This window comes from Enterobacter cloacae complex sp.6700776, from assembly GCF_048284255.1.
GTDB lineage: Bacteria > Pseudomonadota > Gammaproteobacteria > Enterobacterales > Enterobacteriaceae > Enterobacter > Enterobacter intestinihominis.
In genome coordinates this window covers 430,209-457,015 of sequence record NZ_JBLVYK010000002.1, presented here as the reverse complement: position 1 = coordinate 457,015, position 26,807 = coordinate 430,209, and the positions used below count along the sequence as shown (strand labels likewise).

Here is a 26,807-nt window from a genome sequence, read left to right as displayed (position 1 = left end):
TCTTGCGACGTTATGCGGTATTAGCTACCGTTTCCAGTAGTTATCCCCCTCCATCAGGCAGTTTCCCAGACATTACTCACCCGTCCGCCACTCGTCAGCAAAGCAGCAAGCTGCTTCCTGTTACCGTTCGACTTGCATGTGTTAGGCCTGCCGCCAGCGTTCAATCTGAGCCATGATCAAACTCTTCAATTTAAAAGTTTGATGCTCAATGAATTAAACTTCGTAATGAATTACGTGTTCACTCGTTGAGACTTGGTATTCATTTAGTGTCCGAGGACATTAAGAATCCATGTCACTTTGAGTGCCCACACAGATTGTCTGATAAATTGTTAAAGAGCAGTGCCGCTACGTTTTCGCTGCGGCGCGGGGTGTGCATATTACGCTTTCCCGCTTCAGAGTCAAGCGTTTATTTTGCTTTTCTCTGCTGACCCGGCGGCTTGCGTGCCGTTGTTCCGTGTCACTGGAGGCGCATTATAGGGAGTTATTCTGAGGCTGCAAGTGCAAAGTGAAAATTATTTACTGACTGCTCACTTTCCAGGCAAAACACATCTCAGACCTTAATTCTTGCCTGGTTTTTAAACAAAAACGAGCCGCAAGCGGCCCGTTTTTGCGTTTTGTGGCTTACTGCACTGCCACAATTCGGTCTTCGTTGGCTTCCAGACGGATAACTTTGCCCGGAACCAGCTCCCCGGAGAGGATTTGCTGCGCCAGCGGGTTTTCGATCTGCTGCTGGATTGCACGTTTTAACGGACGCGCGCCATAAACAGGATCGTAACCATTCTCGCTCAGCAGTTTCAGCGCATCATCCGAGATGTGGATTTCATACCCACGCTCTTCCAGACGCTTGTACAGACGCTGCAACTGGATCTGCGCAATCGACGCAATGTGTTTCTCACCCAGCGGATGGAACACGACCACTTCATCAATACGGTTGATGAACTCCGGACGGAAGTTTTGGCTGACCACACCCAGCACCAGATCTTTCATATGGCTGTAATCCAGCTCACCGAAGCGTTCCTGAATCAAATCGGAACCCAGGTTCGAGGTCATGATCACCACCGTGTTACGGAAGTCGACCGTTCTCCCCTGCCCGTCCGTCAGGCGTCCATCATCCAGCACCTGCAACAGGATGTTAAACACATCAGGGTGTGCCTTTTCCACTTCATCCAGCAGGATGACGGAATAAGGACGACGACGAACCGCTTCCGTCAGGTAACCGCCCTCTTCATAACCGACATATCCCGGAGGCGCACCGACCAGACGCGAGACAGAGTGTTTCTCCATAAACTCGGACATATCGATACGCACCATCGCGTCATCGCTGTCGAACATAAAGTTAGCCAGCGCTTTACACAGCTCGGTTTTACCGACACCGGTTGGCCCCAGGAACAGGAACGAGCCGATGGGACGATTCGGATCGGACAGCCCCGCACGGCTACGACGAATGGCGTTAGATACCGCTTCGACCGCTTCGTTCTGGCCAATGACGCGCTGATGCAGATCCTGCTCCATACGCAGCAGTTTTTCGCGTTCACTTTCCATCATGCGAGCTACAGGAATCCCCGTCCAGCGCGCCAGCACTTCGGCAATCTCGGCGTCCGTCACTTTATTACGCAACAGACGCATGGTTTTGCCTTCCGACTGCGTGGCGATCTCAAGCTGTTTTTCCAGCTCAGGGATCTTGCCGTACTGTAGCTCGGACATCCGCGCCAGGTCCCCTACGCGACGCGCCTGCTCAATGGCAATTTTCGCCTGCTCCAGCTCCGCCTTGATTGTCTGGGTGCCAGAGAGGGAGGCTTTCTCTGCTTTCCACTCTTCTTCCAGCTCAGAATACTGACGCTCTTTCTCATCCAGCTCTTCGTTGAGCATATCGAGGCGTTTCTTACTCGCTTCATCAGACTCTTTGTTCAATGCCTGCTGTTCCAGCTTGAGCTGAATAATGCGGCGATCGAGTCGGTCCAGCTCTTCCGGTTTCGAGTCAATCTGCATACGGATGCTGGACGCCGCTTCATCGATAAGGTCGATGGCTTTATCCGGCAACTGACGGTCGGCAATGTAACGATGCGAAAGCGTCGCCGCCGCAACGATGGCCGGGTCAGTGATCTGCACATGATGGTGCAGCTCATAACGCTCTTTCAGACCACGCAAAATCGCGATGGTATCTTCAACGCTTGGTTCTGCGACGAACACCTTCTGGAAGCGTCGCTCCAGCGCGGCATCTTTTTCAATGTACTGACGATACTCGTCCAGCGTAGTGGCACCGACGCAGTGAAGTTCACCACGTGCCAGCGCAGGTTTCAGCATGTTCCCTGCATCCATTGCGCCGTCAGCTTTACCTGCCCCCACCATAGTGTGCAGTTCGTCAATAAACAGGATGACGTTGCCTTCCTGTTTCGCCAGATCGTTCAGCACGCCTTTCAGACGCTCTTCAAATTCACCGCGGTATTTCGCCCCGGCCACCAGCGCGCCCATATCCAGCGCCAGTACGCGACGGCCTTTCAGCCCTTCGGGCACTTCGCCATTAACGATACGCTGCGCCAGCCCTTCAACGATGGCGGTTTTACCGACGCCAGGCTCACCAATCAGCACCGGGTTGTTTTTGGTACGGCGTTGCAGTACCTGAATAGTCCGGCGAATTTCTTCGTCGCGACCGATTACCGGGTCAAGTTTGCCCTGCTCGGCACGTTCGGTCAGATCGACCGTAAATTTTTTCAAAGCCTGACGTTGGTCTTCGGCTCCCTGGTCGTTCACGCTTTCACCTCCGCGCATTTTCTCAATCGCCTGGGTCACATTAGCGGTGGTTGCACCGGCGGATTTCAGCAGGTCGGTTAAGGTACCGCGTGATTCAAGCGCCGCCAGAACAAACAGCTCTGACGAAATAAAGTTGTCCCCACGTTTTTGCGCCAGCTTGTCGCAAAGGTTCAGTACACGCACCAGATCCTGTGACGGCTGTACGTCGCCACCGGTACCTTCTACCTGCGGTAAACGACTCAGCGCCTGATCGATGGCGGTGCGTAACTGGCCGGCATTAATGCCAGCGGACGTTAACAAAGGACGTACCGATCCCCCTTCCTGATTCAGCAAGGCGCTCATTAAATGAAGAGGTTCGATAAATTGGTTGTCGTGCCCCAGTGCGAGGGACTGGGCATCGGCGAGAGCAAGCTGGAATTTATTAGTAAGACGATCCAGACGCATAACTCCTCCCATAACAGGTCAAATTTGCTACTGGAGATTAAATGAGGTCATCCCTCAATTATTCAAGGTTAATAACCTGAATTATGTGAAAAGAAAACGGCGCGTACCGGATCGTCTTGATTCTTTAGGTTATATCAGCCAAATGAAACTTGCCATACGGCCTGTCGTCTTGTCACGGCGCCAGGAGAAAAAATCACCCTTTTCGGTGAATGTACAGCGATCTCCGCCGAAGATCTGGGTCACGCCGACATTATTAAGGCGCTGGCGGGCAAGCTGATAAATATCGGCCAGATATTTATCGCCGGACGCCACAAACGCATTAACCGCCTGAGGATCTTTTTCCATAAAAGCTTGCCGAACCTCAGGCCCCACTTCAAATGCCTGCGGGCCAATCGCCGGGCCAAGCCAGGCGATGAGATTTGCAGAATCGTCCTGGAAGCAGGCAACGGTCTCTTCCAGCACGCCTTCACACAGGCCACGCCAGCCCGCATGCGCTGCTGCAATCTCCGTACCGGCACGGTTACAAAACAACACCGGCAGGCAATCAGCGGTCATCACCGCGCAAACCGTTCCCGGCGTATTGCTGTACGAAGCATCGGCGCGTTTAGACGCATAGGGCTCACCCGTAAGCTTCAGCACCGCTTTACCGTGCACCTGCTCAAGCCAGACCGGTTTTGAAGGAAGGTTTCCCGCAGCAAAGAGGCGTTTACGGTTCTCTTTGACGTGCTCCAGGTTATCGCCACAGTGCGCACCGAGGTTCAAAGACGCCCACGCACCCTGGCTCACGCCACCGATACGGGTCGAGCTAAAGGCGGCCACGCCTTCAGGCAGCGGCCACTCCGGGACAATCAGTTTGGTCATAACCAGTCCACGTGATCCTTATGTTCTTCGAAATCTGCGCGCATCGCGTCGATAAGTTCCACCATATCCTGTGGGATAGGCGCATGCCATTCCATCTGAATTCCGGTGATTGGGTGGTAAAGACGTAGCATCGTCGCATGCAGCGCCTGGCGATCGAATTTACGCAGCACGGAGATGAATTCATCCGATGCGCCCTTTGGTGGACGCGGACGACCGCCGTAAACAGGGTCACCCACCAGCGGATGGGTAATATGCGCCATGTGCACGCGGATCTGGTGAGTACGCCCGGTTTCCAGACGCAGACGCAGGCGCGTATGAATACGGAAATGTTCCATGATGCGGTAATGGGTTACCGCCGGTTTACCCATCGGGTGTACGGACATATGCGTACGCTTGGTTGGATGACGACTAATCGGCTCTTCCACCGTGCCGCCAGAGGTCATATGACCAATCGCCACCGCTTCATACTCACGGGTGATTTCGCGCAGCTGCAAAGATTCCACCAGTCGAGTCTGGGCGGGGATCGTCTTCGCCACCACCATCAGACCCGTGGTGTCTTTATCCAGACGGTGAACGATACCGGCACGCGGTACGTCAGCTATCGGCGGGTAATAATGAAGGAGTGCGTTAAGTACCGTACCGTCAGGATTACCCGCGCCCGGATGGACAACAAAGTCACGCGGTTTGTTGATGACCAGAATATCGTCATCTTCGTAGACGATATCCAGCGGGATATCCTGCGGCTCGAAGCGGACTTCCTCTTCGATTTCAGCATTGATGGCGACAGCTTCCCCACCAAACACTTTCTCTTTTGGTTTGTCCCAGATCTTGCCGTTTACCAGCACGCGCTGGTCAAGGATCCATTCTTTTATACGTGAACGCGAATAATCAGGGAACAATTCGGCCAAAGCCTGATCTAAGCGTTGACCGAGCTGATTTTCGGAGACTGTTGCGGTGAGTTCTACTCGTTGTGCCATAAACTGCTTCTTCGTTTAACGTTGGGTTTTACGGCTTTGCCGTTTAATATAGTGTGCTATTGTAGCTGGTCTTAATCGGGAGCAGGAACTGAGTTTCTCCCGGACAAACATTTGAGGAAAGTCAAAACGTCATGACGCGCATGAAATATCTGGTGGCAGCGGCCACGTTGAGCCTGGCTTTGGTGGGCTGCTCCGGTTCGAATGAACAGGTCCCTGACAATCCGCCGAATGAAATCTATGCGACTGCACAACAAAAGTTGCAGGACGGTAACTGGAAACAGGCGATAACGCAACTGGAAGCGTTGGATAATCGCTATCCGTTTGGTCCGTATTCACAGCAGGTACAGTTAGATCTGATCTACGCCTACTATAAAAATGCCGATCTGCCGCTGGCTCAGGCAACGATCGATCGTTTCATGCGTCTGAACCCTACCCATCCTAACATCGATTACGTGATGTACATGCGCGGCCTGACTAACATGGCGCTGGATGACAGTGCATTGCAGGGCTTCTTCGGGGTGGATCGTTCTGACCGTGACCCGCAACATGCGCGTGATGCTTTCAATGACTTCTCCAAACTGGTGCGTAGCTACCCGAACAGCCAGTACATTACCGATGCCACTAAGCGTCTGGTGTTCCTGAAAGATCGTCTGGCGAAATACGAGTACTCCGTCGCGGAATACTACACTCGCCGTGGCGCATGGGTTGCCGTGGTTAACCGTGTAGAAGGCATGCTGCGTGATTATCCAGATACCCAGGCCACGCGTGATGGCCTGAAGCTGATGGAGAATGCGTATCGCCAGATGCAGATGACGGCTCAGGCTGACAAAGTGGCGAAAATCATCGCCGCGAACAGCAGCAACACCTGATACCGCTACAACGCATAACGGCAGCCCTCAGGCTGCCGTTTTTTTATTCTTTCAGACTTACGCTGAAGCGGTTTAGCTTCAACACATCCAGTCAACTATGACCGCAATTGCTGGCTTCGACAAGGTAAATCTCACCTCTTCCTGCCCTGCCTCACAAAAAAGATTCCCTGACAAAAACCGACAAAATAACGTGATCTAAATCACACATTTTGACATTAGGTCGGGTATGCTGGAATCACCAAGACGGAAAGACAAGAGGTAAAATTTATGACAATGAACATTACCAGTAAACAAATGGAAATTACTCCGGCAATCCGCCAGCACGTCGCAGACCGTCTCGCCAAACTGGATAAATGGCAAACACATTTGATTAATCCACATATCATCCTGTCCAAGGAGCCGCAGGGTTTCGTCGCTGATGCAACTATCAATACTCCAAACGGCCATCTGGTCGCCAGCGCTAAACACGAGGATATGTACACCGCAATTAACGATTTGATCAACAAGCTGGAACGGCAGCTCAATAAAGTGCAACACAAAGGTGAAGCCCGTCGCGCCACAACATCGGTGAAAGACGCCAGCTTCGCGGAAGAAGTTGAAGAAGAGTAATCCTTTAAATTGAGTGTACCGACAACGCGCCTTCGGGCGCGTTTTTTATTGACAGGATCAAAACAGTACAGGTACTTTAACCCTATCAATTTCAGGATGACCTAATGAAACAGACGCCGTTTTTCTTCGCATTCTTTTTTACCTTCCCCTGACCGGGAGGCGTTTCGTCGTGTGATAAAGAATGCGAAGACGAACAACAAGGCCTCCCACACCGGGAGGCCTTTTTTATTGATAACGATAAAATGAGACAGACAACACTATGACACCGGAAAACCCGCTCCTGGATTTACGCGTAAAAATCAGTGCACTCGACGAAAAGTTACTGGCCCTGCTGGCAGAACGCCGCGCGCTCGCCATTGAAGTGGGCAAAGCCAAGCTGGATTCTCATCGGCCGGTGCGCGATATCGATCGCGAGCGTGATTTACTGGAACGGTTGATACAGCTCGGCAAAGCGCATCATCTTGATGCCCACTACATCACCCGCCTGTTCCAGCTCATCATTGAAGATTCCGTTCTGACGCAACAGGCCCTGCTCCAGCAGCATCTGAACAAAACCAACCCGCACTCTGCTCGGATCGCTTTCCTCGGCCCGAAAGGTTCTTATTCTCACCTGGCGGCTCGCCAGTACGCAGCCCGTCATTTCGAAGAGTTCATTGAGAGCGGTTGTGCAAAATTTGCAGACATCTTCAACCAGGTCGAAACCGGCCAGGCAGATTACGCCGTGGTGCCTATTGAGAACACCAGTTCCGGCGCCATCAACGATGTTTACGATCTGCTCCAGCACACCAGCCTGTCGCTGGTCGGTGAGCTGACTATTCCTATCGATCACTGCGTGCTGGTCTCTGGCTCAACCGATCTGAGTCAGATCGAAACGGTGTACAGCCACCCGCAGCCGTTCCAGCAGTGCAGCCAGTTCCTGAACCGTTATCCGCACTGGAAAATTGAGTACACCGAAAGCACCTCGGCGGCGATGGAAAAAGTGGCGCAGGCAAACTCTCCTGCCGTCGCGGCACTCGGTAGCGAAGCGGGCGGCGCGCTGTATGGCTTACAGGTGCTGGAACGCAATCTGGCCAACCAGACGCAAAATATCACCCGTTTCGTGGTTCTTGCCCGCAAGGCCATCAACGTGTCGGACCAGGTCCCGGCGAAAACCACCCTGCTGATGGCGACCGGCCAGCAGGCGGGTGCGCTGGTTGAAGCGCTGCTGGTGCTGCGTAATCACAACCTGATCATGACGAAGCTGGAATCCCGCCCAATACATGGCAACCCGTGGGAAGAGATGTTCTATCTCGACGTTCAGGCCAACCTGGAGTCTGCATCCATGCAGAAAGCCCTGCGCGAACTGGGCGAGATCACACGCTCCATGAAAGTACTGGGCTGCTATCCGAGCGAAAACGTGGTCCCGGTCGATCCGGCTTAATGTTCGATAAAGCGGCTTTTCTTCATCCCTGCCACATTTACAGGCAGGGTGAAGATGGCACCGGAAAGCGGGTATTTCGCCAGCTCTTCCGCCTCCATATTTTCCCGCGTGGTGGTGATAAACAGCGTTTTCATATCGTCGCCGCCAAAGCAGACCATTGTCGGGCAGCGTACCGGCAGCCGGTATTCTTCCAGCTGTTCGCCTTGCGGTGAAAACCGTGCGATACGCCAGCCGTCAAACAGTGCGCTCCAGTAGCAGCCTTCCTCATCCATTGCCGCTCCGTCGGGTATACCCTCTCCCTCGCTAAAACGGCGAAACTCTTCGCGCTTACCGGGTTCCCCCTGCTCATCAAACGGCGTACGGTAAATCACACCGTTCGGCGTATCAGAAGTAAACATCCACCGTTTGTCAGGACTAAACGCTAAACCGTTATGCCCCTGAATATCGCACTGGATCACTTTCGGTGTCAGGTCGTTGTCGATACGCATCAACATGGCGCCGTTATAATCTCCCGGCCCCCAGAACGTGCCCGCATAAAACCGTCCCTGATGGTCGGTGCCTCCATCGTTAAAGCGTGCAAGCTGCGGGTTGGACGGGTTATCGCAAACCTTACGCTGGAGCAGGCCGTGTTTATCGGTCAGCCAGATGGCGTTTCGCATCGCGACGATAAATCCGCCGCGTTCACGCAGGGCAAAACACCCAACTTCTTCATGGAATGAGAGCACCGAGTGTTCCGCGGTGGGCAGATGGTACCGATGAATCTCCCCTTCCAGAATATCCGCCCAGTAGAGCGCCTTCTCTTCAGCACTCCACGTCGGGCATTCGGGCAGATGCCCGGTATAGTTCAACAGCAGCTGCGGTTCAGCCATGACAGTTCCCCAAAATGAAAAAAGCCAGCATTGCTGGCTTTTAGTATATACATCATCAGATTACTGGCGACTGTCATTTGCCTGGCGCAACAGCGTGCGGCTTTCACTCTGGAATCGCGTGGCGTAATCACCGAACCAGTGCTCCACTTTACGGAAACTGTCGATAAACGCTTGTTTATCGCCGTGTTCCAGCAAGGTGATCGCTTCGCCAAAACGCTGATAGTAGCGCTTGATCAGCGCCAGGTTATTTTCAGACGACATGATGATGTCGGCGTAAAGCTGTGGATCCTGGGCAAACAGTCGCCCGACCATCGCCAGCTCCAGACGATAGATTGGCGAGGAAAGCGCCAGCAATTGTTCAAGCTGAACGTTCTCTTCCGCCAGGTGCAGACCATAGGCGAAGGTTGCAAAGTGGCGCAGCGCCTGAATAAACGCCATGTTCTGATCGTGCTCAACCGCACTGATACGGTGCAAACGTGCCCCCCAGACCTGAATCTGTTCCAGGAACCACTGATACGCTTCCGGCTGACGACCGTCGCAATAAACCACTACCTGCTTCGCCAGGCTGCCGCTGTCCGGGCCAAACATCGGGTGTAACCCAAGCACGGGCCCGGTGTGCGCCGCCAGCATTGCCTGTAGAGGGCCATTTTTAACGGACGCCAGATCCACCAGAATGCAATCTTCCGGCAGCGGAGGAAGTTTCGCGATAATCTGCTCCGTCACATGAATCGGTACGCTGACGATAACCATTCCGGCATCCTTCATGAGTTCCGGCGCATGCGGCCAGTCCTCTTTTTCCAGGATGCGCACCTGATAGCCAGAAAGCGTCAGCATTTTTTCAAACAGACGCCCCATCTGGCCGCCGCCACCGACAATCACCACCGGACGCAGCGACGGACAGAGAGTTTTGAAGCCCTTGTCGTTTTCGCTGGAATAGGATTCCCGCATCACACGACGCAGGACATCTTCAATTAAGTCCGGTGAAACGCCCAGCGCCTGTGCCTCTTTACGGCGGGAGGCGAGCATAGAGGCCTCACGCTCCGGAACGTAAATTGGCAGGCCGTATTTGCTTTTAACTTCGCCGACCTCAGCAACCAGTGCCATGCGGCGCGCCAGCAGGTCCAGCAACGCCTTATCCACTTCATCAATTTGATCGCGTAATGCGGTCAATTCAGCAACCATAACTATCCTCTTATGCCAGACGCGTCGCCAGCTGGCCGTTCAAATCTTTGTGGATCTCACGCAGTAGCGCATCAGTGGTTTCCCAGCTGATGCAAGCATCCGTGACCGAGACGCCGGGCTTCATCGCGCTACGCGGCTGTTCCGATGACTGATTGCCTTCATGAATATTACTTTCAATCATCAGGCCGATAATTGAACGGTTACCATCTTTAATCTGTGCAATCACAGATTCTGCAACTGCAGGCTGGCGACGGTAATCTTTATTCGAATTACCATGACTGCAATCTACCATCAGCGCCGGACGCAGTCCCGCCTGTTCCATCTCTTTTTCACACTGCGCGACATCCGCCGGGCTGTAGTTTGGCGCTTTACCACCGCGCAGGATCACATGCCCGTCCGGATTGCCCTGCGTTTGCAGCAGGCATACCTGGCCCGCCTGGTTGATCCCGACAAAACGATGGGGCATAGCGGCGGCGCGCATGGCGTTAATCGCCGTGGCCAGGCTGCCGTCTGTACCGTTTTTAAAACCAACCGGCATAGACAGGCCAGACGCCATCTCGCGGTGGGTTTGTGACTCGGTGGTGCGCGCCCCAATCGCAGACCAGCTAAACAGATCGCCGAGGTACTGCGGGCTGTTCGGATCCAGCGCTTCGGTTGCCAGCGGCAGCCCCATGCTGACCAGCTCCACCAGCAGGCGACGCGCAATCTTCAGGCCCGCTTCCACATCAAACGAGCCATCCATGTGCGGATCGTTAATCAACCCTTTCCAGCCAACCGTTGTACGTGGCTTTTCAAAATAGACGCGCATCACCAGATAGAGGCTATCGCTGACCTCCTCCGCTAATGCTTTAAATCGACGAGCGTACTCAATGGCGGTTTCAGGATCGTGAATGGAGCAAGGACCACATACCACCAGCAGGCGCGGATCGCGGCCTGCGATAATGTCAGAAATGGTCTGGCGAGAGTGCTCAATCTGAGCTTCCTGCGCGACGCTCAGCGGGAATTCCGCCTTCAGTTGATCCGGGGTGATTAACACCTGTTCGTCAGTGATATGTACGTTGTTCAGCGCGTCTTTTTGCATGATTGCGATCCTGTAAAACTCGTTTGCGATAGTGGTTTTCCTCGAAGAGGTGACACAACGATAACACATCAAGTAAAGATTTCAATCCAAAATACGTACAGATTATTTTACAGTAGCCATTTAAATGCCAAATCACAGGTTAAAATCGTAAACATAAAATTACACATACGCTTTTAACGCCAGTCTACGCTCACACCAGGCACGCTATCCCGGTGCTGGCCGTTAGCTTAATTATCCTCGGGTGAATTGAGGGAAAGTTGCGTGGCTACATAAATTCTGGCAACAAAAAATGAATAAAAGTATGAATTCCAGCAGACTTAATTGAGCCTGCCTAAATTACTTTGAATATCGTGCTCTGTAAGATTTAGCTTAGGTCAAGACAGGGATATTTCTGACATAATGACGGCTTTGAGAAAGAATGGTATTCTGCCGGAAATTCATAAGGGCATCTATTTCCGGGGCGGTTTGGCGGATTCTGATGAGAAATACATTCTTGATCGCTTTGCTTCACCTCCCCCTGGCGCTAATGCTGTTCATTTTGGTGAACCCTGCAAGGGCAGGCTCGCTCACGGAAACGGATAAATCGGTACGTTCGATTGTTTCTGGTATTGTAAGCTACACCCGATGGCCAGCACTTTCCGGCCAGCCTAAGCTCTGTATTTATGCCTCTTCCCGTTACAGACAGGCGCTCAGCAGTGAAGATGTAAATAACCCGTTGCCCTATAGTCCTGTCATTGTGCATAGCGATCGGGAAGCACTCACAGCAAGGTGCGATGCCCTCTATTTCGGGAGTGAATCACCGGCAAAACAACAGGAAATAATAAGTCACTATCAGGGCCAGGCGTTGCTATTAATGTCAGAGCAAAATCCTGAATGCGTTATTGGCAGCGCATTTTGTCTGATAATAGAGCACAACAAGGTCAGGTTTTCCGTAAATCTGGATGCGCTGACGCGCAGTGGCGTAAGAGTCAATCCGGATGTATTAATGCTCGCACGGAATAAGAAGCATGAATAAGGAAGTCACACCAACACCGCGTCCGACGTTTAAAAGAACGTTGCGGCGAATCAGCATGATAAGCGTCATTATAACGATGACGTTTATATGGTTGCTGCTGTGTTTCGCTTCCGTGGTGACATTAAAGCAATACGCGCAAAAAAACCTCGAACTCACCGGCGCCACCATGAGCCACAGCCTTGAGGCTTCTCTGGTGTTCAACGATGCCGTGGCGGCAAATGAAACGCTGGCGACCCTCGGCAAGCAGGGGCAATTTGCTGTGGCGGAAGTGCTTAATGCACATCATAAACGGTTTGCCTGGTGGTCGTGGAACCCGGCGGATAATACCGACACGCTGGGCGCGCTGGTCAACCGGTGGTTGTTCCCTGTTCCTGTCGCACAGCCCATCATACATAACGGTAATGTGATTGGCGAAATTCGTCTGACCGCACGAGACAGCCTGATTAGCCACTTTATCTGGCTCTCATTTGCGGTCCTCACCGGCTGCATTCTTTTTGCCTCTGCCGTCGCATTGACCATCACCCGCTCGCTACATCATGGCATGGTTGTTGAAATGCAAAACATCACTGACGTTGTGCATGACGTCCGTACCAACCGCAACTTCTCTCGCCGGGTAACGGAAGGCCGCATTGAAGAGTTCCACCAATTTGGTGAAGACTTCAACAGCCTGCTGGATGAAATGGAAGAGTGGCAGCTCAAGCTACAGGCGAAAAATGCTCAACTGTTGCGTACCGCCATGCACGATCCGCTCACGGGGCTTGCAAACCGCGCCGCGTTTCGCAACAACATTGCGGCCTTAATGAATGACGCTTCGGCAAAGACCAATTCTGCCCTGCTCTTCCTGGACGGTGATAACTTCAAGTTTATTAACGATACCTGGGGCCATGCCGCGGGTGACTGCGTACTGATCGAAGCCGCAAAAAGGATGGTCGAATTTGGCGAAAAACGTCATCAGTCTTACCGTCTTGGCGGCGACGAGTTTGCCATGATCCTTTATGGCGTCCACACCGCGCGTGAGGTCGAATATATTTGCGCTGCGCTGTCGCAGCAATTTATCCGTCCGTTTGATCTGCATAACGGACACACAGCATCAATGTCACTCAGCATTGGCTTTGCTCTGGCGTGGGAAAATGCCTCCGTCGAGGCATTACTTGAGCAAGCCGATCGCAATATGTACCTGGTCAAAAACCAGCGTTCGAAAACAATACCCTGAAAGGAAGACGATATGTTGAAGCGATACATCGCGCCGTTGTTACTGGCATCTCTGGTTATGTCCGGGTGCCAGACGCCGGAGGGTAAATTCACACCAGAGCAAATCGCGGCCATGAAGTCCTACGGCTTTAACGAACTGAATGGCGACTGGTCCCTGGGCCTGTCGGATAAGATCCTGTTTGATAAAAATGACGCCAGACTGCGTCCGGAAAGTGAAACGCAGATCCAGACTATGGCCTCACGTCTGGCGGCAACCGGTCTGAATCACGCCCGGATGGACGGCCATACGGATAACTATGGCGAAGAGAGCTACAACGAAGCGCTTTCGTTAAAACGTGCCAATGTTGTAGCGGATGCCTGGGCGAAGGGCGCGAACATCCCGCGCAGCAACCTCACTACGCGGGGTTTAGGCAAAAAATACCCTCTCAGCAGCAACCGTACTGCGCAAGGGCGCGCTGAAAACCGCCGTGTTGCGGTAGTTATCAGCACGCCTTAAGGCTATTTAGCGGATGTGCCGGCGAGCGACACGCCTGAAGCCGCTCGCCAGCGCAGCCAGTCAATCACGATAAATGCCGCCAGACTGACGCCCATTACCGGCAACGCCAGCCCCAGCAGGAGGCTTATCATGAACGTCACTCCCCTTCCCCACAGCGGCAATGCCAGCCAGCTTTGACAGAGCGTCTGTACCGGGTTCGCGGCTGACGTCGCAGGACGACGCATCCACCACATCCGGTATCCCCAGATAATCAGCACGCACAGCGCAACGCCAAACGCGATGAGCAGCAGCTGATTTGCCAGACCAAACAGGATCCCCATATGGAAATCCACGCCCCAGCGGGTGAGTTTAGCCATCAGCGGGAAATCCCCAAAGCGAGTCCTGTCCAGCACCTTCAGAGAGTGGGGGTCCACGGCAACGGCATCAACCTGCGTCGGCCAGCGGCGATCGATTTCCGTCACCGTCCAGGCCTGGTCGACCCTGCTTGCCGGACGGATCTCAACGTTGTTAGCATCAATTCCTGACTGGCGGGCGGCCTGCAATACGCTGTCAAAAAGCGACAGTTCAACAGGCATTTCAGGCATCGACATTCCGCCGTGATGACCACGATGTTCGGCGTGTTCATCCATCATTTCCGGCGCACCGGAAAGGGTGGTGTTTACCTGCGGCGTCAGCCAGTTCATCTCTGCACGCAGCTTATCGACGTTGCCACCGGCCCATTGTGACCAGGTTAACCCGGTGACTGAGAACAGCAGCATTCCCGCCAGTAACGTCCAGCCTAAGATCACATGCAGGCGACGACGATTCTGGAAACGATTGTTAATACGGCGCTTCGGTCGGGTATAGAACCACAGCGCGATCCCGCCCAGGGCAGCAACCCACATCCACGAGGCGGCTAACTCGCTATAGAGGCGCCCGAGGTTGCCCAGCATCAGCGAGGTATGCAGATAATCGATAGTCTGACGCAGCGGTAAAATCCCGCTGGTGCCGTACACAGTCATATCCCCTCGAACCTCAAGGCTGGCGGGATCAATAAAAATAGCCCGATGCTCGGAGGGACCCAGCGCCGGGTCGGCAAACATCACGCGGGTCGTTTCGCCCTCTTCCAGCCCCGGACGAACGGCATGCAGACGCAGGTCTGATTCTACGGCCTTTTCGGCCGCGGCAATTTGTGCAGCAAGAGGCTGCACCTCACCCACGGCATCCGTGTGGAGTGCATGATGGTACAGCGCATTTTCAAGCTGCGGCGTGGCGACATACAGCGTACCGGTCAACGCTGCGAAGAAAATAAACGGACCAACAAACAGCCCGATATAGAAATGGAGGCGACGCAGCAGGTTTCCCCATGCCGCGCGCGGAGTGCAGGTAGTCATACTTTTCCTTTTTAAGGCAAAAAGTGAGTGATTTTGTTTTAAAGGGAGAAAGCAGACCGACGCGGCGGCGCGCGGGTATCGGGGTAAAGCCAGGGGAAAAAGTGCCAGTGGCTGACCGCCTGACGAGGCGGCTTCATGCGCAGCCGCTGCAACACCACGCTGAGCAGAACGATAAGCGCCAGCATCACGCCCGGCACATGCGCTAACAGCACGCAGTAGCCGCAGGCTTCCGCATGGTCAACTGGCATGGAATGCGGCATATCCCCATGATGCTCGTCCATCGACATCATGCTCATGTCATGGTGCATGCCCGGCATGGCGCTCATGGGATCTTTTTGCAGCGAGACGGAGATCAGCGGCGCCACGACGATCAGCAGGATCGCAAACAGCGCGGTCAATGCCGCTGCGCGTTTCCAGCTATGCTGATGCAGTACGTTATCCACTTACCCTCCACCCAAGAGGCGAACATTGTAAATGATTTATGACGGAAGGGTTAACGCGAGAGTTGCGATGAGATAAAAAAAGGGCCAGCCTTTCGGCCAGCCCTTTCTGACAGGATGTCGCTTAAGCGAATCTTAGTTCAGACGCTCTTTAATACGAGCAGACTTACCAGTACGCTCACGCAGGTAGTACAGTTTAGCTTTACGTACAGCACCACGACGTTTAACAGCAATGCTGTCAACTACCGGAGAGTGAGTCTGGAAGACACGCTCAACGCCTTCGCCGTTGGAAATTTTACGAACAGTGAATGCAGAGTGCAGACCGCGGTTACGAATAGCGATAACCACGCCCTCGAATGCCTGCAGACGTTTTTTGGAACCTTCAACAACCCATACTTTCACTTCCACGGTGTCACCTGGACGGAAGGAAGGTACGTCCTGCTTCATCTGCTCTTGTTCAAGTTGCTTAATAATGTTGCTCATAATTTAATCTCTTATCCTGGGTAAACTGATATTCGGGAGCGTATTACGCTTTCCCATCATGTTCATGCTGCTGGTGCGCGTGTTCGGTTTTGAACTCGGCCAGCAACTTTGCTTGCTCTTCAGTCAGAGCCAGGTTTTCCAGAAGTTCAGGTCTTCTAAGCCAGGTCCGGCCCAGCGACTGCTTCAAACGCCAGCGACGTATCTCGGCATGGTTTCCAGACAGTAACACTGCCGGGACTTCCATCCCTTCTAACACTTCAGGACGAGTATAGTGTGGACAGTCCAGCAATCCATCGGCAAAGGAATCTTCCGTTGCCGAAGCTTCATGGCCCAGAACCCCCGGAATAAACCGGGCGACGGAGTCAATCAGCGTCATTGCTGGTAACTCACCACCGCTGAGAACGTAATCGCCGATAGACCATTCTTCGTCAATCTCGGTTTGAATTACGCGCTCATCTATCCCTTCGTAGCGACCACAGACCAGAATCAGCTTTTGATTCGTCGCCAGTTCGCTCACGCCTGCTTGATCAAGCTTGCGTCCCTGAGGTGACAGATAAATCACCTTCGCGCCTTCACCTGCCGCGGCTTTTGCTGTGTGAATGGCGTCCCGTAAGGGTTGCACCATCATCAACATCCCCGGTCCGCCGCCGTAAGGACGATCGTCCACGGTACGGTGCCGGTCATGCGTGAAGTCACGAGGACTCCAGCTCTGGATGCTCAGCAGGCCATTCTTTACTGCCCGGCCAGTTACCCCGTAATCGGTAATCGCGCGGAACATTTCAGGAAACAGGCTAATTATGCCAATCCACATAGCGCCGTCTTTTACCGTTTATCCGGAGAATTTAAAAACCAGGATCCCAATCTACTTCAATGGTTTGAGTAGTGAGATCGACTTTCTTGATAACCTGTCCATCGAGGAACGGGACCAACCGCTCCTTGATGCCAAATGCATCTTTCAGGTTTGCCTTAATGACGAGAACGTCATTTGACCCGGTTTCCATCATGTCGATGACTTTCCCCAGGCTGTAGCCTTCAGTGGTCACTACCTGGCAACCCATAAGGTCTTTCCAGTAGTAGTCACCCTCTTCCAGTTGCGGCAACTGCGACGAATCCACGACAATTTCACAATTAGTCAGCGCATTCGCGGCATCTCGATCGTCAATGCCTTTCAGCTTGATGATGATGTCCTGATTGTGGTGACGCCAGCTTTCCAGCTCGACCTCTTCCCACTTACCGGCTTTCTGGATAAACCAGGGCTGGTAATCAAAAATGCTATCAGCGTCTTCAGTGGAGGAAAACACTCTGAGCCAACCACGGATACCGTAGCAAGAACCCATTTTTCCCAATACGATCGGTTCAACAGGTGCTTTATTGCTCATCATGACCACCGTGACAGATTAAGCTGCTTTGTTTGCTGCTTTGATCAGCGTAGCAACGCGATCGGAAACAGTAGCGCCCTGGCCAACCCAGTGAGCGATACGATCCAGATCCAGACGAGTTTCTTCTTCTGCGCCAGAGGCCAGTGGGTTGAAGAAACCAACGCGCTCAATGAAGCGACCGTTGCGTGCATTACGGCTGTCAGTCACAACAACCTGGTAGAACGGACGCTTTTTAGCGCCGTGACGTGCTAAACGAATAGTTACCATAACATCCTCTTGTGTGAATAAAACAACCGGGCCCCATCGAGGAACGGAGCCCGGGTGTCATATTAAAAGCCCGAAAATTTTACTCATTTTCGGGCAAAAAGCAATCTCAAAAGCGATTATCGCCCAGGAAAACCGGGCGGCATCATGCCTTTCATGCCGCGCATCATCTTCGCCATGCCGCCTTTCTTCATTTTCTTCATCATGCGCTGCATGTCGTCGAACTGTTTCAGAAGGCGGTTAACGTCCTGGACCTGCATGCCGCAACCGGCTGCGATACGGCGCTTGCGGGAACCTTTGATGATTTCTGGCTTCGCGCGCTCTTTCAGCGTCATCGAGTTGATGATTGCCTCCATACGCACCAGCACTTTGTCATCCATCTGGGATTTGACGTTGTCCGGGATCTGCCCCATACCCGGCAGTTTACCCATCAGGCTTGCCATACCGCCCATGTTTTTCATCTGACGCAGTTGCTCAAGGAAGTCGGTCAGATCGAAACCGTCACCTTTTTTCAGCTTGCTGGCGAGTTTTTCAGCCTGCGCGCGGTCAACCTTGCTTTCGATATCCTCGATCAGCGACAGCACGTCGCCCATGCCGAGGATACGGGAGGCAATACGATCCGGGTGGAACGGCTCCAGCGCTTCGGTTTTCTCGCCCACGCCGAGGAACTTAATTGGCTTACCAGTAATATGACGAATAGACAGCGCCGCACCGCCGCGAGCGTCGCCGTCGACTTTGGTCAGCACCACGCCGGTTAACGGCAGGGCTTCGTTAAACGCTTTTGCGGTGTTTGCCGCATCCTGACCGGTCATGGCGTCGACAACAAACAGGGTCTCTACCGGATTGATAGAAGCATGAACCTGCTTGATTTCGTCCATCATCGCTTCGTCAACGTGCAGTCGACCGGCGGTATCCACCAGCAGCACGTCGTAGAATTTCAGCTTCGCCTCTTTCAGCGCCGCGTTAACGATGTCAACAGGCTTCTGCGCCACGTCGGACGGGAAGAAGTCTACGCCAACCTGCTCGGCCAGCGTTTCCAGCTGTTTGATCGCCGCCGGGCGATACACGTCCGCCGAAACCACCAGCACTTTTTTCTTGTGCTTTTCGCGCAGGAATTTCCCCAGCTTACCGACGCTGGTGGTTTTACCCGCACCTTGCAGACCCGCCATCAGCACGACGGCCGGTGGCTGAGCCGCCAGGTTAAGCACCTGATTCTCTTCGCCCATCGCCGAAACCAGCTCGTTACGGACGATTTTGACGAACTCCTGACCCGGAGTCAGGCTCTTGTTAACTTCATGACCAACCGCTTTCTCTTTCACGCGGTTGATAAAATCACGCACGACCGGCAACGCAACGTCTGCTTCCAGCAGCGCCATGCGCACTTCGCGCAGCGTTTCCTTGATGTTCTCTTCGGTAAGGCGTCCACGGCCGCTGATGTTGCGCAGCGTGCGCGACAAACGATCGGTTAAATTATCAAACATTGTCTCTCGCCTGGGGTAGAAACGTTAGGTCGCCTGGGCGACACATACACAGAATTTTGCCGGAGTATAACATGAAGGCGCCTTTGTTGTTATGCAACGGTTGGAGCAGGCGTCACGTAACGTTATACTGCTTCTCTTTCTTATTAAGACAACTGTCGACGCCTATATGCCTGTTTTCGCACTGATCGCCCTTGTTGCCTACTCTGTCAGCCTCGCGCTGATCATTCCTGGCCTGCTGCAAAAAAACAGCGGCTGGCGGCGCATGGCTATTCTTTCGGCAGTGATCGCACTGATTAGCCATGCGTTTGCGCTGGAATCACGCATCATTCCCGGCGACGGCAGCGTGCAAAATCTGAGCGTGCTGAACGTCGGCTCGCTGGTCAGCCTGATGATCTGTACGGTCATGACCATTGTCGCGTCTAAAAATCGTGGCTGGCTGCTGCTGCCGATAGTCTACGCCTTTGCGCTGATCAACCTGGCGTTAGCCACGTTCATGCCCAATGAGTTTATTACCCATCTGGAAGCCACGCCGGGGATGCTGGTGCATATCGGCCTGTCTCTATTCTCCTACGCGACGCTGATCATCGCCGCCCTTTACGCCATGCAGCTCGCCTGGATCGACTACCAGCTGAAAAATAAAAAGCTGGCGTTTAACCATGAAATGCCGCCGCTGATGGTGATTGAGCGTAAGATGTTCCACATCACCCAGGTCGGCGTGGTTTTGCTGACGCTGACGCTGTGCACGGGCTTGTTTTATATGAAGAACCTGTTCAGCGTGGAGAATATCGATAAAGCGGTCCTCTCCATCATCGCGTGGTTTGTCTATATTGTCCTGTTATGGGGCCATTATCATGAAGGCTGGCGCGGTCGTCGCGTGGTCTGGTTCAACGTTGCGGGTGCGGGCATTCTCACGCTTGCCTATTTTGGTAGCCGCTTCATACAGCAATTTGCTGGCTAAGTAACAAAAGGAGTTCCCCCTGGAACACATCTCTACCACCACGCTGATCGTCATTCTGGTCATCATGGTGGTCATCTCCGCTTATTTCTCTGGCTCTGAAACCGGCATGATGACGCTGAACCGCTACCGGTTACGTCATCGCGCCAAGCAGGGTAACCGTGCCGCGCGTCGTGTCGAAAAGCTTCTGCGTAAGCCGGACCGGCTGATTAGCCTGGTGCTTATCGGTAACAACCTGGTCAATATTCTCGCCTCTGCACTGGGCACCATCGTCGGGATGCGTCTGTACGGCAATGCAGGCGTGGCGATTGCCACAGGTGTGCTCACGTTTGTGGTACTGGTGTTTGCGGAAGTGCTACCCAAAACCATCGCGGCGCTTTACCCGGAAAAAGTCGCCTACCCGAGCAGCTTCCTGTTAGCACCGCTGCTTATTCTGATGATGCCGCTGGTCTGGCTGCTGAATATGGTGACACGGGTGCTGATGCGCATGGTTGGTATAAAGGCAGACGTCACCATCAGTAGCGCGCTCAGCAAAGACGAACTGCGTACCATCGTGAACGAATCCCGCTCGCAGATCTCCCGTCGCAATCAGGACATGCTCCTGTCGGTGCTGGATCTGGAAAAGGTCAGCGTTGACGACATCATGGTGCCGCGCAATGAAATCGTCGGGATTGATATTAACGACGACTGGAAGGCCATTGTCCGCCAGCTGACGCACTCCCCGCACGGGCGTATCGTCCTCTATCGCGATTCTCTCGACGATGCCATCAGCATGCTGCGTGTGCGCGAGGCCTATCGTCTGATGACTGAGAAAAACGAGTTCACCAAAGAGGTGATGCTGCGCGCCGCCGACGAAATTTACTACGTGCCGGAAGGCACCCCACTCAGCACGCAGCTGGTGAAGTTCCAGCGAAACAAGAAGAAAGTCGGTCTGGTGGTGGATGAATACGGCGACATACAGGGGCTGGTGACGGTCGAAGATATTCTGGAAGAGATTGTCGGGGACTTTACCACGTCAATGTCGCCTTCCCTTGCAGAAGAAGTCACCCCGCAAAACGACGGGTCAGTGCTTATCGACGGCAGCGCCAATATTCGTGAAATCAATAAAGCGTTTAACTGGCATTTGCCGGAAGACGAAGCGCGGACGATGAACGGAATGATCCTGGAAGCGCTGGAAGAGATCCCGGCGGCAGGCACGCGCGTGCGCATTGAGCAGTATGATATTGATATTCTGGACGTTCAGGACAACATGATTAAGCAGGTGAAGGTCCTGCCCGTTAAACCTTTACGCGAAAGTATCGCCGAGTAATGTTGTAGGCCGGGTAAGGCGAAGCCGCCACCCGGCACTACGGGTCGGCAAATTACGCTTTCGCTTTCGCCACGGTCACCATCGCAGCGCGAATAGTACGACCGTTCAGGGTATACCCTTTCTGCATCACGCCCAGCACGTTACCCGCGGCAACGTCTTCGGATTCCACCATCGCAATGGCCTGGTGAACGTTTGGATCCAGCGGTACATCCGTATCGGCAATCACTTCAACACCGAACTTACGCACCACATCCAGCATGGATTTCAGCGTCAGCTCGATGCCTTCAATCATCGCCGCGTTATCCGGATTAGCTTTATCCGCCACTTCCAGCGCGCGATCCAGGCTGTCGATCACCGGAAGCAGTTCGTTGACGAATTTCTCCAGCGCAAATTTGTGCGCCTTTTCAACGTCCAGCTCGGTACGACGGCGCAGGTTTTCCATTTCCGCTTTGATACGCAGTACGCCATCGCGTTCGCGATTCTGCGCTTCTACCAACTGAGCTTCCAGATTGGCAATTTTTTCATCGCGCGGGTCCACCTGCTCAGCAGACGTGTCTGGCTCTACTGCCTCAACTTCATCGTGCTGTTCCGTGATAATTTCTTCAGGGGCTTGCCCCTCAGGCGTTTTCTGTTCTTTACTACTCATGAATTTCTCCGCGTTTTTCTGCATTCATCTCGCTAACTTCGCTTATTATGGGGATCAGTTTCCTGGATTCAAGGGAACAAGGCAGATTGTCATCATTCATCAGGCACAAGGACCTCCAGAAAATGAATAATCATTTCAGGTGTATTGGGATCGTCGGCCATCCGCGTCACCCTACCGCATTGACGACACATGAAATGTTGTATCGCTGGCTGTGTGGTAAAGGCTATGAAGTGATGGTCGAGCAGCAGATCGCCCAGGAGTTGCAGCTTAAAAGCGTCAGAACCGGCACGCTGGCGGAAATTGGCCAGCAGGCGGATCTCGCCGTGGTGGTCGGCGGCGACGGCAATATGCTGGGCGCGGCGCGAACGCTGGCTCGCTATGATATTAAGGTTATTGGTATTAACCGTGGCAATCTTGGTTTCCTGACCGACCTCGACCCTGACAATGCGCAACAGCAGCTGGCGGACGTGCTGGAAGGTCACTATATCAGTGAAAAACGGTTTTTACTTGAAGCCCAGGTCTGCCAGCAGGATTGCCAGAAGCGCATCAGCACCGCTATTAACGAGGTGGTTCTCCACCCTGGTAAAGTGGCGCACATGATCGAGTTCGAAGTCTATATCGACGAAATCTTCGCTTTCTCGCAGCGCTCTGACGGGCTGATTATTTCAACCCCGACGGGGTCAACTGCCTACTCGCTTTCAGCCGGAGGCCCAATCCTGACGCCATCGCTGGATGCGATCACCCTGGTGCCGATGTTCCCGCATACGCTCTCGGCGCGTCCGCTGGTGATCAACGGCGACAGCACCATCCGCCTGCGTTTTTCACATCGCCGCAGCGACCTGGAGATCAGCTGCGACAGCCAGATTGCGCTTCCCATTCAGGAAGGAGAAGATGTCCTCATTCGCCGCTGCGATTATCACCTGAACCTTATCCATCCAAAAGATTACAGTTATTTCAATACATTAAGCTCAAAACTCGGCTGGTCAAAAAAATTGTTCTGATTTTACATCCAGCGCTTTACTGTATATAAAACCAGTTTATACTGTATACAAACACAGTTATGGTTTTTCATACAGGAAAACAATTATGCTGGCACAACTGACCATCAGCAACTTTGCCATTGTTCGTGAGCTTGAGATCGACTTCCATAGTGGAATGACGGCGATTACCGGTGAAACCGGTGCAGGTAAATCCATTGCCATTGATGCCCTCGGCTTGTGCCTCGGCGGTCGTGCAGAGGGTGATATGGTGCGCACAGGTGCGGCCCGTGCCGATCTCTGCGCCCGCTTCTCGTTAAAAGACACGCCTGCCGCCCTGCGCTGGCTGGAAGCGAACCAGCTGGAAGATGGACGTGAGTGTTTACTTCGTCGCGTCATCAGCAGTGATGGCCGCTCCCGCGGTTTTATCAATGGTACAGCGGTTCCCCTTTCCCAGCTTCGCGAGCTGGGCCAGCTGCTCATCCAGATCCATGGTCAGCACGCGCACCAGCAGCTAATCAAACCCGAACAGCAGAAAGCCCTGCTCGATGGCTACGCGGGTGAGTACGCGCTTACTCAACTCATGGCGGAGCACTATCGTCAGTGGCATCAAAGCTGCCGCGAACTTGCGCAGCATCAACAGCAAAGCCAGGAGCGTACCGCGCGCGCCGAGCTGCTGGAATATCAGTTGAAAGAGCTGAACGAATTTAACCCTCAGGCGGGTGAATTTGAGCAAATCGACGAGGAGTACAAGCGTCTGGCCAACAGCGGTCAGCTGCTTTCCATCAGCCAGAATGCCCTGAACATGCTGGCGGATGGCGAAGACGTGAATTTGCAGAGCCAGCTGTATACCGTGCGTCAGCTTGTTACCGAACTGACCGGCATGGACAATAAGCTTTCTGGCGTACTGGAAATGCTGGAAGAAGCCGCGATTCAGATTTCAGAAGCCGGGGATGAGCTGCGCCACTACTGTGAACGTCTGGATCTCGACCCGAACCGTCTGTTCGAGCTTGAGCAACGCATCTCCCGTCAGATTTCACTGGCGCGTAAGCATCACGTTACCCCGGAAGAGCTGCCGAATTACTATCAGTCTCTGCTGGAGGAACAGCAGCAGCTGGACGATCAGGCCGATTCCCTCGAAACCTTGTCTCTGGCGGTTAATCTGCATCATCAGCAGGCGCTGGAAACGGCGAAACGGCTGCACGACGTGCGACAGCACTATGCTCTGGAGCTTAGCCAGCATATTACCGACAGCATGCATACGCTGGCGATGCCGCATGGGGTGTTCACTATTGATGTTCGCTTTGAAGAGCATCACCTGACGGCGGAAGGCGCAGACCGCGTAGAATTCCGCGTCACCACCAACCCGGGCCAGCCTTTACAGGCGATTTCGAAAGTGGCTTCTGGCGGTGAACTGTCGCGTATCGCCCTGGCCATTCAGGTGATTACCGCCCGTAAAATGGAAACCCCGGCGTTGATTTTCGATGAAGTGGATGTGGGTATCAGCGGCCCGACCGCGGCCGTTGTCGGCAAACTGCTGCGTCAGTTGGGTGAATCGACGCAGGTTATGTGTGTGACTCACCTGCCGCAGGTCGCCGGCTGTGGTCATCACCACTTTATCGTTAGCAAGGAAACCGATGGCGAAATGACGGAAACGCACATGAAACCGCTGGATAAACGCTCACGCTTGCAGGAGCTGGCACGCCTGCTGGGGGGCAGTGAAGTCACCCGTAATACGCTCGCGAATGCGAAAGAACTGCTGGCGGCATAAACTTTTCCGGGATCTCAGGGTCATACAGAACAACAAAAACGCCGCCAGACCAGTTTCAAAGTGGGGCAAGGTCTATTATCATCGGCATATTACATATGAGCCGCGTACTGCTCGGGCCCGAAAAGGAATCAAATCACTATGCGCTGTAAAACGCTGACCGCTGCCGCAGCGGTTCTTCTGATGTTGACCGCAGGCTGTTCCACTCTGGAGAAAGTGGTTTACCGTCCTGACATCAACCAGGGGAACTACCTTACTCCTAACGATGTGTCCAAAATCCGCGTAGGTATGACACAACAGCAGGTCGCTTATGCCCTGGGAACCCCGATGATGTCCGATCCGTTCGGCACAAACACCTGGTTCTATGTATTCCGCCAGCAGCCTGGTCATGAAGATGTGACCCAGCAAACCCTGACGCTGACCTTCAGCAGTGCCGGTGTGCTGACCAACATCGACAACAAGCCTGCCCTGACCAAATAATCAGGCGTCAGCAACGCAAAAAGGTGCTCAATGAGCACCTTTTTTGTGTATGTTTATTTGGCTACTTACCGGATTTCTCTGCTCGCTGACGGCGCAACTCTTTCGGGTCGGCAATCAGCGGACGATAGATTTCGACCCTGTCGCCCTCTTTCAGCACATCACCGAGCTTAACCGGACGGCTATAAATGCCGACTTTATTCTTCGCCAGGTCAATATCACGGCGAAGTTCAAGGATGCCGGAGGCCCGGATAGCCGCCTCAACGGTGGCGCCCTCTTCAAGCGTCACGCGCTGCAAATACTGCTTCTCCGGCAGCGCATACACCACCTCAACAGCAATCTTATGCGACACTGTAAACCTCTTTGGCGCGCGTGGTGAACGCCTGAACCATATTCGAGGCCAGCTCTTTAAAGATTCGGCCAAACGCCAGTTCGATCAGCTTATTGGTAAATTCAAAATCCAGATGAAACTCAATGCGGCAGGCGTCAGCGCTCAGTGGCGTAAACTTCCACCCTCCCATCAGTTTTTTAAACGGACCATCCACCAGATGCATCAAAATACTCTGATTGCTCGTCAGGGTATTGCGCGTGGTGAACGTTTTGCTGATCCCCGCTTTGGAGACATCCACGGCCGCAGTCATCTGCGTCGGGCCGGATTCCAGCACCCGACTACCGGTGCATCCTGGAATAAATTCCGGATAGGACTGAACGTCGTTCACTAACTGATACATTTGTTCCGCGCTGTAGGGAACAAGCGCAGTACGGCTAATCTGAGGCATAGCATTTTCCATGGTCACACAACAGACAAATAATAACATTTATCACCTGTTAAAAAAACGCTAAGCCTTATCTCGTGCTAAGATAGCGCGTTAGACCTCACAGGACGCAATGAGGTGACTTTTTAAAATCAGATTACCGACGGCTTTACGACACTTATGACGAAGAAAAAAGCACATAAACCTGGTTCGGCGACCATTGCGCTCAACAAGCGTGCTCGCCACGAGTATTTCATCGAAGAAGAATTCGAGGCCGGCCTTGCGTTGCAGGGCTGGGAAGTAAAATCGCTGCGTGCCGGGAAAGCCAATATCGGCGACAGCTACGTGATCCTGAAAGACGGTGAGGCCTTCCTGTTCGGCGCGAACTTTACGCCGCTGACCGTCGCCTCTTCACATTACGTTTGCGATCCTACCCGCACCCGTAAGCTGCTGCTGAACAAGCGCGAGCTGGAATCCCTCTACGGACGCATCAACCGCGAAGGCTTCACCGTAGTTGCGCTCTCTTTGTACTGGAAAAACGCCTGGTGCAAAGTGAAAATCGGCGTGGCGAAAGGTAAGAAACAGCACGACAAGCGTACTGACCTGAAAGCACGCGAGTGGCAGCTCGATAAAGCACGTATCATGAAAAACGCAGGACGTTGATTCTGCGCGCTTATTGTACTATTCAATAAGTTAGCGTTTCGGGCTGGTATC

At 53.4% G+C, this 26,807-nt stretch carries 29 protein-coding genes, 1 rRNA gene and 1 other annotated feature; of the genes, 13 read left to right on the top strand and 17 right to left on the bottom strand.

What is annotated here, in order from left to right:
- The 4 genes from ACNQ0T_RS06190 to rluD form a co-directional block, all read right to left on the bottom strand.
- Positions 1 to 192, bottom strand: a 16S ribosomal RNA gene (locus ACNQ0T_RS06190); the annotation flags it as partial.
- Between the two features lie 429 nt (positions 193 to 621).
- Complete coding sequence (gene clpB, locus ACNQ0T_RS06185) at positions 622 to 3,195, bottom strand: ATP-dependent chaperone ClpB (RefSeq protein ID WP_045308384.1); 2,574 nt, start codon at positions 3,193 to 3,195, stop codon at positions 622 to 624.
- Positions 3,196 to 3,324: 129 nt separating this feature from the next.
- Positions 3,325 to 4,056, bottom strand: a complete 732-nt coding sequence (gene yfiH, locus ACNQ0T_RS06180) for a purine nucleoside phosphorylase YfiH (RefSeq protein ID WP_063163107.1) — start codon at positions 4,054 to 4,056, stop codon at positions 3,325 to 3,327.
- The gene (rluD, locus tag ACNQ0T_RS06175; protein WP_022649057.1) at positions 4,053 to 5,033 is read right to left on the bottom strand and encodes a 23S rRNA pseudouridine(1911/1915/1917) synthase RluD; all 981 of its coding nucleotides are present in this window, start codon (positions 5,031 to 5,033) and stop codon (positions 4,053 to 4,055) included. Before rluD ends, yfiH begins: the two co-directional genes overlap by 4 nt.
- 131 nt (positions 5,034 to 5,164) lie before the next feature.
- Here rluD and bamD point away from each other — a divergent pair, with 131 nt between their 5' ends.
- The 4 genes from bamD to pheA all read left to right on the top strand — a co-directional run bounded on the left by bamD (position 5,165) and on the right by pheA (position 7,931).
- Entirely contained in the window at positions 5,165 to 5,902 is a 738-nt protein-coding gene (gene bamD, locus ACNQ0T_RS06170; RefSeq protein ID WP_003863164.1) for an outer membrane protein assembly factor BamD, read from the top strand.
- A gap of 267 nt (positions 5,903 to 6,169) precedes the next feature.
- Complete coding sequence (gene raiA / locus ACNQ0T_RS06165; protein ID WP_006811628.1) at positions 6,170 to 6,511, top strand: ribosome-associated translation inhibitor RaiA; 342 nt, start codon at positions 6,170 to 6,172, stop codon at positions 6,509 to 6,511.
- A 103-nt stretch (positions 6,512 to 6,614) separates the two neighbouring features.
- Positions 6,615 to 6,740, top strand: a sequence feature (Phe leader region).
- Positions 6,616 to 6,663: a pheA operon leader peptide PheL gene (gene pheL, locus ACNQ0T_RS06160; RefSeq protein ID WP_100229775.1), complete on the top strand. Its 48-nt coding sequence runs from the start codon at positions 6,616 to 6,618 to the stop codon at positions 6,661 to 6,663. Its footprint overlaps the feature before it by 48 nt.
- 30 nt (positions 6,741 to 6,770) lie before the next feature.
- Positions 6,771 to 7,931: a bifunctional chorismate mutase/prephenate dehydratase gene (gene pheA, locus ACNQ0T_RS06155; protein ID WP_023306733.1), complete on the top strand. Its 1,161-nt coding sequence runs from the start codon at positions 6,771 to 6,773 to the stop codon at positions 7,929 to 7,931.
- Here pheA and ACNQ0T_RS06150 read toward each other — a convergent pair.
- The 3 genes from ACNQ0T_RS06150 to aroF are packed head-to-tail and all read right to left on the bottom strand — an operon-like array spanning position 7,928 to position 11,063.
- On the bottom strand, positions 7,928 to 8,800 hold the full coding sequence (locus tag ACNQ0T_RS06150) for an SMP-30/gluconolactonase/LRE family protein (protein ID WP_058676703.1): 873 nt from the start codon (positions 8,798 to 8,800) through the stop codon (positions 7,928 to 7,930). The genes pheA and ACNQ0T_RS06150 overlap by 4 nt on opposite strands.
- A gap of 60 nt (positions 8,801 to 8,860) precedes the next feature.
- Positions 8,861 to 9,982 (bottom strand): bifunctional chorismate mutase/prephenate dehydrogenase, encoded by a 1,122-nt coding sequence (gene tyrA / locus ACNQ0T_RS06145; protein ID WP_022649060.1) that lies wholly within the window; start codon positions 9,980 to 9,982, stop codon positions 8,861 to 8,863.
- 10 nt (positions 9,983 to 9,992) lie between these two features.
- Positions 9,993 to 11,063 (bottom strand): 3-deoxy-7-phosphoheptulonate synthase AroF, encoded by a 1,071-nt coding sequence (gene aroF, locus ACNQ0T_RS06140; protein ID WP_006811632.1) that lies wholly within the window; start codon positions 11,061 to 11,063, stop codon positions 9,993 to 9,995.
- Positions 11,064 to 11,541: 478 nt separating this feature from the next.
- On the opposite strand from aroF, the gene ACNQ0T_RS06135 reads away from it, so the two are divergent.
- From ACNQ0T_RS06135 to ACNQ0T_RS06125, 3 genes are read left to right on the top strand one after another with little or no spacing between them, the layout of a single operon-like run.
- The gene (locus tag ACNQ0T_RS06135; protein ID WP_417929775.1) at positions 11,542 to 12,078 is read left to right on the top strand and encodes a YfiR family protein; all 537 of its coding nucleotides are present in this window, start codon (positions 11,542 to 11,544) and stop codon (positions 12,076 to 12,078) included.
- Positions 12,071 to 13,291 (top strand): diguanylate cyclase DgcN, encoded by a 1,221-nt coding sequence (dgcN, locus tag ACNQ0T_RS06130; RefSeq protein WP_045308387.1) that lies wholly within the window; start codon positions 12,071 to 12,073, stop codon positions 13,289 to 13,291. The genes ACNQ0T_RS06135 and dgcN overlap by 8 nt, the downstream gene beginning before the upstream one ends.
- 12 nt (positions 13,292 to 13,303) lie before the next feature.
- Entirely contained in the window at positions 13,304 to 13,786 is a 483-nt protein-coding gene (locus ACNQ0T_RS06125) for an OmpA family protein (protein ID WP_045308388.1), read from the top strand.
- 2 nt (positions 13,787 to 13,788) lie between these two features.
- On the opposite strand, the gene ACNQ0T_RS06120 is transcribed toward ACNQ0T_RS06125, so the two are convergent.
- From ACNQ0T_RS06120 to ffh, 7 genes are all read right to left on the bottom strand, one after another.
- Positions 13,789 to 15,159 (bottom strand): PepSY-associated TM helix domain-containing protein, encoded by a 1,371-nt coding sequence (locus ACNQ0T_RS06120; protein ID WP_045308389.1) that lies wholly within the window; start codon positions 15,157 to 15,159, stop codon positions 13,789 to 13,791.
- Between the two features lie 38 nt (positions 15,160 to 15,197).
- Complete coding sequence (locus ACNQ0T_RS06115; protein ID WP_022649065.1) at positions 15,198 to 15,602, bottom strand: DUF2946 domain-containing protein; 405 nt, start codon at positions 15,600 to 15,602, stop codon at positions 15,198 to 15,200.
- Between the two features lie 132 nt (positions 15,603 to 15,734).
- A complete protein-coding gene (rplS, locus tag ACNQ0T_RS06110; RefSeq protein ID WP_002914145.1) occupies positions 15,735 to 16,082 on the bottom strand; it encodes a 50S ribosomal protein L19 in 348 nt (115 codons plus the stop codon).
- Positions 16,083 to 16,125: 43 nt separating this feature from the next.
- Complete coding sequence (gene trmD, locus ACNQ0T_RS06105) at positions 16,126 to 16,893, bottom strand: tRNA (guanosine(37)-N1)-methyltransferase TrmD (RefSeq protein WP_003863138.1); 768 nt, start codon at positions 16,891 to 16,893, stop codon at positions 16,126 to 16,128.
- 31 nt (positions 16,894 to 16,924) lie between these two features.
- Positions 16,925 to 17,464, bottom strand: coding sequence for a ribosome maturation factor RimM (rimM, locus tag ACNQ0T_RS06100; RefSeq protein WP_003863136.1), 540 nt, complete (start codon positions 17,462 to 17,464; stop codon positions 16,925 to 16,927).
- A 15-nt stretch (positions 17,465 to 17,479) separates the two neighbouring features.
- On the bottom strand, positions 17,480 to 17,728 hold the full coding sequence (gene rpsP / locus ACNQ0T_RS06095; protein ID WP_022649067.1) for a 30S ribosomal protein S16: 249 nt from the start codon (positions 17,726 to 17,728) through the stop codon (positions 17,480 to 17,482).
- Positions 17,729 to 17,844: 116 nt separating this feature from the next.
- Positions 17,845 to 19,206 carry a signal recognition particle protein gene (gene ffh / locus ACNQ0T_RS06090; RefSeq protein WP_003863132.1) on the bottom strand — a complete coding sequence of 454 codons (1,362 nt, stop codon included), beginning with the start codon at positions 19,204 to 19,206 and terminating at the stop codon, positions 17,845 to 17,847.
- A 166-nt stretch (positions 19,207 to 19,372) separates the two neighbouring features.
- Here ffh and ACNQ0T_RS06085 point away from each other — a divergent pair, with 166 nt between their 5' ends.
- Both ACNQ0T_RS06085 and ACNQ0T_RS06080 read left to right on the top strand, forming a co-directional pair.
- Positions 19,373 to 20,164 carry a cytochrome C assembly family protein gene (locus ACNQ0T_RS06085; RefSeq protein WP_014832951.1) on the top strand — a complete coding sequence of 264 codons (792 nt, stop codon included), beginning with the start codon at positions 19,373 to 19,375 and terminating at the stop codon, positions 20,162 to 20,164.
- Positions 20,165 to 20,183: 19 nt separating this feature from the next.
- Positions 20,184 to 21,470, top strand: a complete 1,287-nt coding sequence (locus ACNQ0T_RS06080; protein ID WP_026094274.1) for an HlyC/CorC family transporter — start codon at positions 20,184 to 20,186, stop codon at positions 21,468 to 21,470.
- 52 nt (positions 21,471 to 21,522) lie between these two features.
- Here the strand turns inward: ACNQ0T_RS06080 and grpE are convergent, their stop codons facing one another.
- Positions 21,523 to 22,116 carry a nucleotide exchange factor GrpE gene (gene grpE / locus ACNQ0T_RS06075; protein WP_003863126.1) on the bottom strand — a complete coding sequence of 198 codons (594 nt, stop codon included), beginning with the start codon at positions 22,114 to 22,116 and terminating at the stop codon, positions 21,523 to 21,525.
- A gap of 122 nt (positions 22,117 to 22,238) precedes the next feature.
- Here grpE and nadK point away from each other — a divergent pair, with 122 nt between their 5' ends.
- From nadK to bamE, 3 genes are all read left to right on the top strand, one after another.
- On the top strand, positions 22,239 to 23,117 hold the full coding sequence (nadK, locus tag ACNQ0T_RS06070) for an NAD(+) kinase (RefSeq protein WP_022649070.1): 879 nt from the start codon (positions 22,239 to 22,241) through the stop codon (positions 23,115 to 23,117).
- A gap of 85 nt (positions 23,118 to 23,202) precedes the next feature.
- On the top strand, positions 23,203 to 24,864 hold the full coding sequence (recN, locus tag ACNQ0T_RS06065; RefSeq protein WP_022649071.1) for a DNA repair protein RecN: 1,662 nt from the start codon (positions 23,203 to 23,205) through the stop codon (positions 24,862 to 24,864).
- Positions 24,865 to 25,002: 138 nt separating this feature from the next.
- Entirely contained in the window at positions 25,003 to 25,341 is a 339-nt protein-coding gene (gene bamE, locus ACNQ0T_RS06060) for an outer membrane protein assembly factor BamE (RefSeq protein ID WP_003863121.1), read from the top strand.
- A 61-nt stretch (positions 25,342 to 25,402) separates the two neighbouring features.
- Here the strand turns inward: bamE and ACNQ0T_RS06055 are convergent, their stop codons facing one another.
- Positions 25,403 to 25,690 (bottom strand): RnfH family protein, encoded by a 288-nt coding sequence (locus tag ACNQ0T_RS06055; RefSeq protein WP_003863119.1) that lies wholly within the window; start codon positions 25,688 to 25,690, stop codon positions 25,403 to 25,405.
- Positions 25,680 to 26,117: a type II toxin-antitoxin system RatA family toxin gene (locus ACNQ0T_RS06050; RefSeq protein WP_003863117.1), complete on the bottom strand. Its 438-nt coding sequence runs from the start codon at positions 26,115 to 26,117 to the stop codon at positions 25,680 to 25,682. Before ACNQ0T_RS06050 ends, ACNQ0T_RS06055 begins: the two co-directional genes overlap by 11 nt.
- Positions 26,118 to 26,273: 156 nt before the next feature.
- Here ACNQ0T_RS06050 and smpB point away from each other — a divergent pair, with 156 nt between their 5' ends.
- Positions 26,274 to 26,756: an SsrA-binding protein SmpB gene (gene smpB / locus ACNQ0T_RS06045; protein WP_003863115.1), complete on the top strand. Its 483-nt coding sequence runs from the start codon at positions 26,274 to 26,276 to the stop codon at positions 26,754 to 26,756.
- Positions 26,757 to 26,807: the final 51 nt, after the last annotated feature.

Coding starts and splice junctions, on each gene's coding strand:
- clpB (WP_045308384.1), bottom strand. CDS start 3,195: ATGCGTCTGGATCGTCTTACTAATAAATTCCAGCTTGCTCTCGCCGAT.
- yfiH (WP_063163107.1), bottom strand. CDS start 4,056: ATGACCAAACTGATTGTCCCGGAGTGGCCGCTGCCTGAAGGCGTGGCC.
- rluD (WP_022649057.1), bottom strand. CDS start 5,033: ATGGCACAACGAGTAGAACTCACCGCAACAGTCTCCGAAAATCAGCTC.
- bamD (WP_003863164.1), top strand. CDS start 5,165: ATGACGCGCATGAAATATCTGGTGGCAGCGGCCACGTTGAGCCTGGCT.
- raiA (WP_006811628.1), top strand. CDS start 6,170: ATGACAATGAACATTACCAGTAAACAAATGGAAATTACTCCGGCAATC.
- pheA (WP_023306733.1), top strand. CDS start 6,771: ATGACACCGGAAAACCCGCTCCTGGATTTACGCGTAAAAATCAGTGCA.
- ACNQ0T_RS06150 (WP_058676703.1), bottom strand. CDS start 8,800: ATGGCTGAACCGCAGCTGCTGTTGAACTATACCGGGCATCTGCCCGAA.
- tyrA (WP_022649060.1), bottom strand. CDS start 9,982: ATGGTTGCTGAATTGACCGCATTACGCGATCAAATTGATGAAGTGGAT.
- aroF (WP_006811632.1), bottom strand. CDS start 11,063: ATGCAAAAAGACGCGCTGAACAACGTACATATCACTGACGAACAGGTG.
- ACNQ0T_RS06135 (WP_417929775.1), top strand. CDS start 11,542: ATGAGAAATACATTCTTGATCGCTTTGCTTCACCTCCCCCTGGCGCTA.
- dgcN (WP_045308387.1), top strand. CDS start 12,071: ATGAATAAGGAAGTCACACCAACACCGCGTCCGACGTTTAAAAGAACG.
- ACNQ0T_RS06125 (WP_045308388.1), top strand. CDS start 13,304: ATGTTGAAGCGATACATCGCGCCGTTGTTACTGGCATCTCTGGTTATG.
- ACNQ0T_RS06120 (WP_045308389.1), bottom strand. CDS start 15,159: ATGACTACCTGCACTCCGCGCGCGGCATGGGGAAACCTGCTGCGTCGC.
- rplS (WP_002914145.1), bottom strand. CDS start 16,082: ATGAGCAACATTATTAAGCAACTTGAACAAGAGCAGATGAAGCAGGAC.
- trmD (WP_003863138.1), bottom strand. CDS start 16,893: ATGTGGATTGGCATAATTAGCCTGTTTCCTGAAATGTTCCGCGCGATT.
- rimM (WP_003863136.1), bottom strand. CDS start 17,464: ATGATGAGCAATAAAGCACCTGTTGAACCGATCGTATTGGGAAAAATG.
- rpsP (WP_022649067.1), bottom strand. CDS start 17,728: ATGGTAACTATTCGTTTAGCACGTCACGGCGCTAAAAAGCGTCCGTTC.
- ffh (WP_003863132.1), bottom strand. CDS start 19,206: ATGTTTGATAATTTAACCGATCGTTTGTCGCGCACGCTGCGCAACATC.
- ACNQ0T_RS06085 (WP_014832951.1), top strand. CDS start 19,373: ATGCCTGTTTTCGCACTGATCGCCCTTGTTGCCTACTCTGTCAGCCTC.
- grpE (WP_003863126.1), bottom strand. CDS start 22,116: ATGAGTAGTAAAGAACAGAAAACGCCTGAGGGGCAAGCCCCTGAAGAA.
- nadK (WP_022649070.1), top strand. CDS start 22,239: ATGAATAATCATTTCAGGTGTATTGGGATCGTCGGCCATCCGCGTCAC.
- recN (WP_022649071.1), top strand. CDS start 23,203: ATGCTGGCACAACTGACCATCAGCAACTTTGCCATTGTTCGTGAGCTT.
- bamE (WP_003863121.1), top strand. CDS start 25,003: ATGCGCTGTAAAACGCTGACCGCTGCCGCAGCGGTTCTTCTGATGTTG.
- ACNQ0T_RS06050 (WP_003863117.1), bottom strand. CDS start 26,117: ATGCCTCAGATTAGCCGTACTGCGCTTGTTCCCTACAGCGCGGAACAA.
- smpB (WP_003863115.1), top strand. CDS start 26,274: ATGACGAAGAAAAAAGCACATAAACCTGGTTCGGCGACCATTGCGCTC.